Genomic DNA, 11159 nt, shown 5'->3' with positions numbered 1-11159 from the left:
TAAAGAAAGTTGGTTAATAGTGATACGAATAAAAATAACCTTTAGGATTAGGATGAATACTTAAATAGTCTATCATAGCTTTTGCAGAAAGATATATTTTGAAACAGATCGGTCATCACCTTTTTAAATAAAGACAACTCTTGTCATAATCGATGACGGCCTTTGCCTTCCTCAAAATATCGGCTCCGATGATACCGTCAACAGGTGTGGCATTGTGCTCCACCAATGCCGTATTTACATGTATCATATCAAACAGAATGATATCGAACCTTTTACGCTTCCAAGTGCCGATATGAATGCTGTTTCCTTTGGCGATCATCGTTTCGAGACCAACACCTCCCGCCCCAGCAGCTTTAATAGTGCTATCTTTGGCGTTTAAATGAAGACCAAATTTCTTTGCGGCCCCAATTCCTACGCAGGTGCCTGATGCACCCGTATCCAATATAAATCGTCCTTTAATATCATTGATCTCGGCAATCATCTCATAATGATTGGTATTGATTCTTTTTAGAGGAATTCGGATGTATCGTTTATCTTTTAAAAACTTTCGAAGCGAAGCCATTTTTATTGCTGATCAGCCATAAAATTACCATAATTAAAATTATACCTAATGATATCACCCAAATAAGTTTGTTGTTTTGTGGTTCGATCTGTCCGTAGAAAACGAAACTGCCCCAGTAATAGGGAGACTTCTTGGCATTTGAAATCGTCTCATCCGATAGATAGGCCAGTTTACTCTGATGTGCAGAGCTGTTCGCGGAGTGACTCCTTGCATACGAACGGTAGAATTTGCCCATCCATTGCGCAGTGGTCATATCGTTCACCTTCCATAGGGAGAACAGTAAATTCTCAGCACCGCTGGCTTTAAATCCTCGGGCAATGCTCATCGGTCCCTCGCCTTTTTCCAATTTGCCTATGCCTGTTTCACAGGCACTCAGAACAACAAGTTTTGGGTTCATCTCAATTGCCTGTAGCTCGGGTAAAAGCAAAGTTTGGTCAAAGAACTGTATCGAAGCTGGGATGCTGTTGCTACCGGCGTTGGCATGGGTGGAGAGATGCAAAATATCAAAGGATCTCGCAAGGCGTTCAAAGTGTTGCTTCGAGGCTTCTTCTCGTCTTAGAAAGCGTCCATGCATTTCATTGGCGATCATTTTTGCTTCATTCAATGAATGCATAAGTGGCTGATTGGTATTTTCGAATACAGGAAAGACGCCCAGTACTTCATCTTTATTTACGCGTCCCTTGGCTTCATCTAGATAGAAGTTTGCAGAATAGTTGTAGATAATTTGGTGCTCTTTTAGGATGTAAGGCAGCGCTTCAAATTGAAGCTCATCGGTAACTTGGGTCAGCAACACTTCAAAAGGAATAAAACTAAGTATACCGTCGGGTATAATTATTAGTTTATGCTTATTAGTAAAGCTATTGACGAGCAATTGCTTGTAAATACTGAAGGATGCATTCTTAAAACCTACAATATCATTGGTGATATTCGAGGCCTTGTCAAAATACCGAATGAATTGTTGTAAGTTATGTTCAAGCTCAGCCGTTCGTTCAATTTTTTGAATGCGGGTCATTCGCTCGTCAACAACAAATTGATAAATAGCATCTCTTCCAAAGAAGTACTCGATAAAGATCAGGTCGTCCTCCTTGATTTTGGTCTTTAGTTGGCTTATATCGAATTGATCCTTCATCGAAGGGAATTCTGACCGAAGCGTTTCATTGAATTCCTTTATGCGAAGCGCAACCTCATTTTTGGATTGAAGGAGCTCTTGAATCCGCGATAGATTTGCCATATCCCCTTTCAATTGTTCTAGTATAAGCGCATTATTCACGTTGGCCAGTCGTTGGCTCAGAAGGATGTTTTCTTGAACCAACTTCTCATCCCGTAGTTGCGCTATCGTATGATCCCGTAATAGTTGTTCCCGCAATAGGATACTCTTCGACTTTTCGGCATAGTGTAGTGCGCGATCTTCCCAACCTATTTGTTCATTAAGAAATTCAAACAAGATGGCAATACATCGCTCACTTCGATTCCTATTGTTTATCTGCTGAATGAATTTCGAAGCTTCATAGCCATGTTGTTCGCGAAGAAGGTCTTCTACGACGAAGCTAAGGTCATAGGCTTGGAGTGCCTTCTCGTATTCTTGCTCATTCCGAAAGAGTTGGGCGTAAAAGTCCAGAATATCCACTAGGGTCGTTTCTGGATACAGCAAAGACGGGTCGGGAAATGTTTCTTCTATTTTTGGAATCAAAATCTTCAAAGCGCTATGAAGACGTTGTTTCGCTTCTTCAAGACGGTTTTGTGCCATTAGAATGGTCGCTTCCTCTAGCCGAATCTTGGCAAGCTCTCGAGGCGCAATTTCCAGGCTATTAAGTGCGATATCGGCAGCCGCATTAAAATAAACCGCGGCTTTATTCATACGGCCCTGATGCACACTGGCCAGCGACAAGTTTTTATAGGCGTTGACTAGTTTTGTAGTGGTGGAATCGAACTCTTTGTAGATCTCTACTGCTTTTGTAGCATTCGATACGGCCTTCCCGTATTCATTGATAGCGATATAATTGACGGCTAAATTGTTGAACAGATCTCCGTTTGCACCCGCTTTTTTGGGGTATCGATCGATCACAGCATTCAAAAGGTCGATGGCCAGAGAAAACTGACCGCGACTTTGATAAACGATAGCAAGGTTGTTGGTTCCTGAAATGATGTGCGGAATATTCCTTTCTTTTTCCGCTTGCAGCAAATACTGTTTGATGGTGCTCTCTGCTTGTCCGTAATCTCCTATCTGGGTATAGAGATTACCCAATGGCTTCTTGCAGAACTCGATAATGTCATATCCTTCTAAACGTTCTTTATCGTACAATTGCGATGCTTTTTCATAGGAGGATATCGCTTTCAAGCTTTGACCAAATTGTCGTTGGTAATAGCCCTTATTGCACCATAGGAACACCATTGCCAACAGTTCATTTTTATTTTTTGGTTTTCGCCACAGGCTCTGTTCTGCGCGAATCAGAAAATCAATGCCTTCCAGCGAAGGGTGTTGTTGAAACTCATCCAGAACAGCGTAGAGATACTTGGCCAGGTCATCTTCCTGCTTTGCTATGTTCATTTCTTCGATTTGTGAAAGAACTGTACTATGCAGGAAAAGAAATATCACAAGAAGAAGTAGTCTCATGCTATGAAGATAATGATTTTGTTAACCTTGAATATTTTAATAAAGAAACATATCTATTTGTTTATTAATGAAGCGGGGAGACTATTCCTATAAGGTTTCATAAACCTTGCAGGAAGCGCTATTTTAAAATTTCCAGATAGCATAAAATTGCCATTGTCGGTTTGGGAAATCGAAATTTTGTACATATCGAATCCCCGCACTTGGCCCAATGCGGGCAGTACCAAGGGTAATATCTGCGAATATGCCAAGCCTGATGTCGCTAAAGGAATCTGAGATTTCGGAAGTTCCTTCGTCAAATAATTCTGGAATAGGGTCGCCTTGCTGATTGTTGATAAAAAGGAAATATTCCTCGCTAAAAGTCAGGGTCCTTTTATTGGAGACATCTAGCGAAACTTGGGGTCCGCCTCCAACACCAATGAATTTGTTAAGATTGTATCGATAGCTAACAGGTACGATATCGACATTGAATTTCTCTACTTCTGCATTGGACGTTCTTCTTCGTAAGACACGATCCAAGATACCAATGGGAGTGTCGATAGGGCCTATAACATCTTCCTGAACCGTGGTTCTGGTATCATAAGTGTGATTACCCAGCATCAATTCGGCCTGTAGGTATCCACGATATGATTTATAGGGTGAAATGGTGGCGCCAACGAAGTAACTTCGAGAATTGTCCACCTCTGGAAAGAGATTGAACCCCGTTTTAGCACCAATGGAAATTCCAGGCAAGAATCGAGTGGTGGAGTAATTGGTGAGTATCGGTTCGTTCTTGTCAAAAATGATGGCTGTTCGACTCCGTGTCTTTATCTTATGGAAATCCTTCCCAAATTTGATGCTATATTTTACAAAACCCTGTGTAGAATCATATTCCTTTACGTTCTTTTGATTACTTCCAGGGAGGTATATGTTCTTAAACGTGAAAATGGCTTGTTTATCAGTGAACATCGTGTCCAGACAGCTATAATTGACTTCCTCCTCTGGGCATATCTCACATTTGGGATACATGTCCTCAACCGCTAAGGTAGTTTTGTCGAACATATCAGGGATGTCCGTTTCGAGCCTAATGGTTCTGGCCGGACCTTCTCCATTGTTCTGAAAGCGGATCTTGTAGTTCACACGTTTAAAACGAACAAATCGGTAGTTAAGCAACACATCTTTTGTGGACATCTTGTTGGGATCGTGCGAGGTAACGATTTCCATTTCCATTTCCTTCACTTTATGGTCATCATAGTTCCTGTCGGGGACATATACGCCTCGAAGGGTGACAATGGCACTGGTGTCCTTGATCATTTCCGGAGTGGTCTTGATGGTATGAAAGATATTACGCTCTTCCCCAGGTTCCATATCGTCAAACTCCAAGATGTTCCATTTTTTGTATTTGGTCTTGGATTCTTCAAGGGTTAGTGGCAAGTTGTTTCGCAGCGTGGTATCTTGCAGTTGAATTTGATATTTCGCGATATTGTTTTCCAAAGATGCGAGCATACTATGACCATCATCTTTCTCCAATGAGGAAGCGATAATTTCTTCTTCGATCTTTCTCTCGCCATGGTAGGTACGAGTGTCGATCAATTCAAAATTGTCATTCTTAAATTGTCGCTCATTATAAAACAGATAGATACGCCCATTGGTGGTGTAGTCCTTCTCGTTCTTGTAACTGACCACCACCACCATTTCTTGTTCGGGAAGTGGTTCTCTATTTCGTTGTAGCCTAAAGCCAAAGTGTTCGTCCAATTGGACGATATCATTGTAGTCTTTGTCCACATTGGTGACCACTATCTTTTTGGGTTTGGCAACAGGGGGTTTGCCATTGTCATAGTTGTTGGTCGTCCAAAGTCTAGTCTCGAACGATCCTTTTTTCTTATAAACATGTTTGGGATTTTTATCGAAGCTGTAATTACCATCGCCGAATTCCCAGAAATAGGTATAAAACGCCTTCGGTGCTCCTGCGATTTGATTCAAAGGCGGAGTCTCGGGATTGTAATATACTTCGTTGCCATTTATATCAAATCCTATGACCGCAGTTCTCGTAATGGTATCATTCACAGAAGGTTGTTGTGCAAAAGAAAGGGTGGGGAACAAAGCAATACACAAAAGGGATGCTAGTTTGTTCATCATTAAAGTTTTAGTTAGGTGAATACTAAGATAACAAAAGCAGCGAAACCGAAGTTTCGCCACTCTAACCAAATTAATTATGAAAAGATCAAGGTAATCCATTGATAGCAGTGGTCAATTGTGCTTGGGTACCAACTATAGTTTCGTTAAGGTCTATAGTAATCACATCATTAGCTGCAATGGTCACACTTTTTATAGCATATCTCCAGTTTCCGTCTTCTTCGGTGACGAAGATCACATGGCATTCCAATCCAACAGGAATCTGTCCGTAGTGTTCGCTGAACATTCCGCTCACATAAGTATCCAAATTGGCCAGGCCAGTTTCTTCACCATCATATGAAAGATATACCGCGCTATTCTCATAGTCGTAACCGTCTGGTGCATCTACCAGCAATGTGGTCTTTGGTCTAGGATCATTGTAGAATCGATCTACATTAGACCATCCGAACTCATTAAGAAATGCATAATATTCCCCGCCTTCTGCAAATACTCCACCTTGGCCTGTTGCGTCTCTAGCTTCTTCCCAAGCCAGGTCGCCATCTTCATCGATGATACCGGTCCATAATGTCATTTCGTTGTCTGGGCCACCAGTAAGAGCAGTTGGGATAACCAATTGTACATTACATGTAAGATCTATTTCTTGTCCAGCTTGGGTAGCTTCGATAAAGAATTCTCCTCCCGAGATCAGCATCGCTTTGTCACCACTAGGTAGTACGCCCATAGTGGGTTTGTTGGTAGCTAGCATGTTGGCCTTATCAAAAAGCTCTACATACTCGATATCTACGGTTCCTGTTACAGCGTTTCCATTTAAGGAAAGACAAGCAGCGTTGATCGTGATGTCCACTCCATTTGCTGAAGTAAAAGTTGTAGATCCGTCGTTTGTGTCAAATTGAAAGTCTTGTCGAAGTGCATCCAATGCCTGCTCTCTTAGATCAGAGAATTCTTCCGCCGTTGGCGTGTCGAATATCATTGGGTCTGCGTCATCTGAAGTTGAACAGCTGCTTAATGTTAGTGCAGAGGTCAATAAAAGTCCAAAAATGTTTTTTAAAGTTTTCATGTTTTCTAAAATTTAAATGTTGAATGATTTTCTTGTTTTACACCCTTACATCAAATCCTAAGAAACTTTGTTACCCCTTTTTCTGAAAAAAATTCTAAATTCGTTGAAAACCTTAAGGTTAATGACCAACCAATCCCACCAAGACCAACGATATATCGAAGGTTTAAAGACCAATGATTCTTTTGTTATCAAAGAGATCTACAAGAACTTCGTTCCAAAGGTGATCAACTATATAAAGAACAACAACGGTGATGAGATGCAGGCCAAAGATGTGGTACAAGAGGTATTGATCACCATCTACGATCAGGCAAAGCATAAAGATCTGCAGCTCACCTGTCCTTTTGATGCCTATTTCTTTTTGTTGTGCAAGCGTCGATGGTTGAATGAACTTAAAAAAACTTCAAAAAAAGAGGTAACAATTAACGAGGAGGTCACATCTAAGTATGACGATGCGACCGAACTGGCAGCGCAAACGTCTATAGAAGCTGAAAAACGAAAGCTCTTTGCATTGATGTTTCAAAAGTTAGGAGACAAGTGTAAAGAGTTGCTAAGCACGAGTTTCAAAGTTAGGTCTATGGAGGAAGTTGCGAAACAGCTGGGAGTAAGTTATGCCTACGCACGTAAGAAGAAATCACTGTGCACAGGTAAACTTACCGAACTGGTGGTATCGTCTAAAGAGTATCAACGATTAAAACAGACCTCATGACTCAAGAAGAAAAATACCTACTATTTGAAGATTACCTCGCTGGGGACCTTTCAAAAGAGGCTGCCGTCGACTTTGAGGCGCAACTTTCTGCAGATTCCGAACTAGCAAATGAGTTAGAAGCCTATAAGAATATCTCAAAATTTTTGGAGAGCGAGTTCTCGGAAGAAAAAAAGGCATTTACCACTAATCTAGAAGCTATTTCCAATGAGCACTTCAATAAAAAGGAAGAAAAAAGGGAAACGAAGGTCATCCGATTCAGACCATGGCAGTATGCAGCTGCAGCGAGCATTGTGATCTTGATTGGCGTGTATGTCTTTAGTTTCTCTGGCACACCTGCATATCAAGACTACGCGATATATGAGACCGTTAGTTTGGTCGAGCGAGGCGAGGGGGAGGAGCTTCTGTTAAAGGCGCAAAATGCATACAACAGTAAAAACTTTCAAGAGGCCGAGGCCTTGTTTAAGGAAGTGTTGAAGACGGGGGCAGACAATGCTGAGGTACAATTTTATCTTGGGCGTTCTCTTTTAGAAGTAAATAAATTTAAAGAGGCCGATGCGGTGTTTGAGACACTTTCCAAAGGAAATTCTGCTTACAAGTACGAAGCCCGCTGGTACCAAGCCCTTGGAAAACTTAAAAATCTTGATTACAAGGGTTGCGAAGAAATTCTAAAAACGATTCCTAAAGAGGCAGGCATGTATCGACAGGCACGAAAACTGTTGAGAAAATTATAGCTTCTGATCGCTATTGCGCTGAGGGTTTAGGAGTGATGGCTTTTTTCCTATTTTTGCCGGATGATCATTACAGACACCCACACACATCTATACAGTGAGGCCTTCGACGAAGATAGGAAGGAAATGATAGCGAGGGCTATGGATGCCGGAGTCAAGCGGTTTTTTATTCCCGCCATCGATTCGACCTATACCGATGCCATGATTCAGCTTGAAAAAGAGTATCCCAAGAATATTTTTCTAATGATGGGACTGCATCCAACACATGTTAAGGAGAACTATGAGGAGGAGTTGGCGCATGTCCAAGCACAGTTGGCACACCGCAAGTTCTATGCGGTCGGTGAAATAGGAATCGATCTTTATTGGGATAAAAGCACGCTGGGAATGCAGCAAGATGCCTTCAGAAGACAGATTCACCTTGCGAAAAAATATGAATTGCCGATAGTGATCCATTGTCGGGAAGCTTTTGATGAGATCTTCGAGGTCCTGGAAGAAGAAAAGGATGATAAACTTTTTGGCATCTTTCACTGTTTCACAGGCACCTTGGAGCAAGCGGAAAGAGCGATCTCCTTCAACATGAAATTGGGAATCGGAGGGGTGGTCACCTTTAAAAATGGGAAGATCGACCAATTTCTCGAAGAGATCGACCTGAAACATATTGTACTCGAGACCGACGCGCCCTATCTATCTCCCACGCCGTACCGCGGCAAACGCAATGAGAGCAGCTATGTGACCCTAGTGTTGGATAAGCTGGCAGATATTTACAAGAGGACCCCAGACGAAATAGCACACATCACTACAGAAAATTCGAAGGAAGTTTTTGGTATTTAACGTCAATTTTAAAATTAAGTCTGTTAAATTTTGTTCATTTGTGAAGCATAATATCTAACCGACCAATTTTTGACCAGATTTGACGACATTCGGCCGTATCACGATCACGAGGTACATGAAGCCCTCCAAGAATTCAAGCGACATCCACTAGTAAAAGTGCTGCTCGGATTTGCTTTCCCAAATTTACCAGATAATGAGATCGATGGGATTTTGGACCAATGTCATTCCATAAAGGAATTTCAACAAAATGTCATCTATGTTGCCTTGAAGCGTCTCTTGGAAAATACCACCGAGGGCTTTACCACCAGCGGTTTTGATAAGCTTCAACCTGAAACATCCTATCTTTTCATTTCCAATCATAGGGATATTGTGCTCGACACTTCACTATTGAATGTTGCATTGTTGGAGCATGGTTTGGTGATGACAGCCTCTGCCATTGGGGATAATTTGGTAGGACGCCCTTTTCTTATGGCACTGTCCCGTTTAAATAGAAATTTCTTGATACAGCGTGATCTGCCTCCAAGAGAATTATTGAAAAGCTCCCAGCTCGTATCGGATTACATTTATGAGATGCTTTTCAAAGAGCATCGCTCGGTATGGATCGCGCAACGCGAGGGCCGTGCCAAAGACGGTGACGATAAGACACAGCAAGGCGTGTTAAAAATGTTAGCGATGGCAAGTGATGAGGCGAATATCATGGATTACTTTAAAAAGATGAAAGTGGTTCCGGTGGCTATCTCTTACGAATACGACCCGACCGATATTTTAAAAGTACCCGAACTTGTGGCAAAGCATCACGATGAAGAATATGTAAAGACCGGAAATGAAGATTTTAATGCCATAATGAAAGGAGCCCTTGGCAAGAAAAAACGGATTCATATAGAAATAGGCGACATCCTCGAGAAGGAGCTCGATGAGATATCCAGGAATGAGCAAAAGCCCAACAAACAGTTGCAAGCTTTGGCAAGTTTGATCGATGACAGGATCATTGAGAGTTATAAATTATGGCCTTCTAAATACATCGCCTATGATCTGATGCATGGAGGCGATAAGTATGCTCAGTTTTACACCGAAAAGGAGAAGAAGCAATTCGAGCGTCGTATAGAGCGCCGAGTAGATAGGGCAAACGAGGTTGCCATGAACAACTATCTCGCCATGTATGCCAATCCAGTGATCAATAAAGAACAGTTGACGTGACGAAAAAGAGCCCAAAGATATTGCTCATCTATACAGGAGGTACCATTGGTATGATCAAGGATTATGAAACGGGTGCCCTGAAAGCTTTCGATTTTGATCAGCTGCTAGAGCGTATTCCAGAATTGTCTCAATTGGATTGCGAGATCGAGACCATCTCATTTGAGCGACCCATCGACTCTTCCAACATGAATACTTCCTATTGGGTAAAGATCGCTGGCATCATAGAGGCGCATTATGATCATTTCGACGGGTTTGTAGTTCTGCATGGGAGCGATACGATGAGCTACACTGCATCGGCGCTTAGTTTCATGCTGGAAAATCTCGCAAAACCAGTCATTCTCACAGGTTCGCAGTTGCCCATCGGTGATCTTCGTACCGACGCGAAGGAGAATCTTATAACCTCTATTCAGATCGCTGGATTGCAAGAACGCGGAAGACCAAAGATCTGTGAGGTGTGCCTATATTTTGAATATAAATTGTACCGCGGTAATCGCACGACGAAGATCAATGCCGAACATTTTGAAGCATTTGCTTCTTTGAATTATCCGCCTTTGGCAGAATCGGGGGTGCATTTAAAAGTGTACGATGAATACTTGCTGCAGCCCAATCGCAGGAAAAAGCTCCAAGTGCATTATCAACTCGAGGACAACATCTCCTTAATAAAACTGTTCCCCGGGATCAATGAGTCTACGATGCGATGCATTATGCTCGCCGATCATGTAAAAGCTTTTGTTTTGGAAACTTTCGGAGCTGGGAACGCACCCACTCAAGAATGGTTTTTGCAATTGATAAAAGAAGCAAATTTGCAGGGTAAGATCATCATAAATGTAACTCAATGTTCTGGTGGTAGTGTGAATATGGGACAGTATGAAACGAGCGAATCCCTAAAGAGGTTGGGGGTGATCAGTGGAAAGGACATCACCACGGAAGCGGCCCTGGCCAAATTGATGTATTTGATGGGCGCAGAGGTCGGAGCTAAAGTATTCAAAACCATTTATGAAACTCCATTGAGAGGTGAAATGTCTCAAAATTAACGCTGGGTATTTTAGCATATGAAGTTTTTTTTGTTATTTGCCCTCTGTTTAATTTACAAATTAGAGAGGTGGCCGAGTGGTCGAAGGCGCACGCCTGGAAAGTGTGTATACGCCAAAAGCGTATCGAGGGTTCGAATCCCTTCCTCTCTGCAATAAGCACTATTATAAAACCAGGCAGGGTTCATATTCAAAATAAAAGTCTGCGTTAAGGCAATTACTTTTTAAAGCGAAGTTTTATTTTGAATATGAAAATTTCATAAAGAAATTGATAATAGTATTTTCAACAGTAGAGAATTGGGGATGAACGAGGTTGATCCC

General features: G+C 41.9%; 9 protein-coding genes and 1 tRNA gene. 6 read left to right on the top strand and 4 right to left on the bottom strand.

The features are described from left to right. Nucleotides 1-115: 115 nt before the first annotated feature. The 4 genes from ACFQ1M_RS02715 to ACFQ1M_RS02700 all read right to left on the bottom strand — a co-directional run bounded on the left by ACFQ1M_RS02715 (nucleotide 116) and on the right by ACFQ1M_RS02700 (nucleotide 6345). Nucleotides 116-481 (bottom strand): retropepsin-like aspartic protease family protein, encoded by a 366-nt coding sequence (locus ACFQ1M_RS02715; protein WP_386403499.1) that lies wholly within the window; start codon nucleotides 479-481, stop codon nucleotides 116-118. 49 nt (nucleotides 482-530) lie between these two features. Further along, a complete protein-coding gene (locus ACFQ1M_RS02710; protein ID WP_386403496.1) occupies nucleotides 531-3110 on the bottom strand; it encodes a CHAT domain-containing protein in 2580 nt (859 codons plus the stop codon). 189 nt (nucleotides 3111-3299) lie between these two features. Beyond that, a complete protein-coding gene (locus tag ACFQ1M_RS02705) occupies nucleotides 3300-5288 on the bottom strand; it encodes a DUF7849 domain-containing protein (RefSeq protein ID WP_449343012.1) in 1989 nt (662 codons plus the stop codon). Nucleotides 5289-5376: 88 nt separating this feature from the next. Further along, entirely contained in the window at nucleotides 5377-6345 is a 969-nt protein-coding gene (locus ACFQ1M_RS02700; RefSeq protein WP_386403490.1) for a hypothetical protein, read from the bottom strand. Between the two features lie 121 nt (nucleotides 6346-6466). Between ACFQ1M_RS02700 and ACFQ1M_RS02695 the strand changes: the two genes are divergently transcribed. From ACFQ1M_RS02695 to ACFQ1M_RS02670, 6 genes are all read left to right on the top strand, one after another. Next, a complete protein-coding gene (locus ACFQ1M_RS02695; RefSeq protein ID WP_386403488.1) occupies nucleotides 6467-7051 on the top strand; it encodes an RNA polymerase sigma factor in 585 nt (194 codons plus the stop codon). Then, nucleotides 7048-7782 (top strand): tetratricopeptide repeat protein, encoded by a 735-nt coding sequence (locus ACFQ1M_RS02690; RefSeq protein ID WP_386403486.1) that lies wholly within the window; start codon nucleotides 7048-7050, stop codon nucleotides 7780-7782. The genes ACFQ1M_RS02695 and ACFQ1M_RS02690 overlap by 4 nt, the downstream gene beginning before the upstream one ends. A gap of 60 nt (nucleotides 7783-7842) precedes the next feature. Next, nucleotides 7843-8610 (top strand): TatD family hydrolase, encoded by a 768-nt coding sequence (locus tag ACFQ1M_RS02685; protein ID WP_386403483.1) that lies wholly within the window; start codon nucleotides 7843-7845, stop codon nucleotides 8608-8610. A gap of 69 nt (nucleotides 8611-8679) precedes the next feature. After that, the gene (locus tag ACFQ1M_RS02680) at nucleotides 8680-9807 is read left to right on the top strand and encodes a 1-acyl-sn-glycerol-3-phosphate acyltransferase (RefSeq protein WP_386403480.1); all 1128 of its coding nucleotides are present in this window, start codon (nucleotides 8680-8682) and stop codon (nucleotides 9805-9807) included. After that, nucleotides 9804-10841, top strand: coding sequence for an asparaginase (locus ACFQ1M_RS02675; RefSeq protein WP_386403478.1), 1038 nt, complete (start codon nucleotides 9804-9806; stop codon nucleotides 10839-10841). Before ACFQ1M_RS02680 ends, ACFQ1M_RS02675 begins: the two co-directional genes overlap by 4 nt. Nucleotides 10842-10903: 62 nt before the next feature. Then, nucleotides 10904-10991, top strand: a tRNA-Ser gene (locus ACFQ1M_RS02670). The last annotated feature ends 168 nt before the right edge of the window (nucleotides 10992-11159 follow it).

The organism is Sungkyunkwania multivorans (assembly GCF_042675645.1).
GTDB lineage: Bacteria > Bacteroidota > Bacteroidia > Flavobacteriales > Flavobacteriaceae > Sungkyunkwania > Sungkyunkwania multivorans.
The sequence above is the reverse complement of the archived record's forward strand: the minus strand, read 5'-3'. Positions and strand labels throughout refer to the sequence as shown.

Coding starts and splice junctions, on each gene's coding strand:
- ACFQ1M_RS02715 (WP_386403499.1), bottom strand. CDS start 481: ATGATTGCCGAGATCAATGATATTAAAGGACGATTTATATTGGATACG.
- ACFQ1M_RS02710 (WP_386403496.1), bottom strand. CDS start 3,110: ATGAACATAGCAAAGCAGGAAGATGACCTGGCCAAGTATCTCTACGCT.
- ACFQ1M_RS02705 (WP_449343012.1), bottom strand. CDS start 5,288: ATGAACAAACTAGCATCCCTTTTGTGTATTGCTTTGTTCCCCACCCTT.
- ACFQ1M_RS02700 (WP_386403490.1), bottom strand. CDS start 6,345: ATGAAAACTTTAAAAAACATTTTTGGACTTTTATTGACCTCTGCACTA.
- ACFQ1M_RS02695 (WP_386403488.1), top strand. CDS start 6,467: ATGACCAACCAATCCCACCAAGACCAACGATATATCGAAGGTTTAAAG.
- ACFQ1M_RS02690 (WP_386403486.1), top strand. CDS start 7,048: ATGACTCAAGAAGAAAAATACCTACTATTTGAAGATTACCTCGCTGGG.
- ACFQ1M_RS02685 (WP_386403483.1), top strand. CDS start 7,843: ATGATCATTACAGACACCCACACACATCTATACAGTGAGGCCTTCGAC.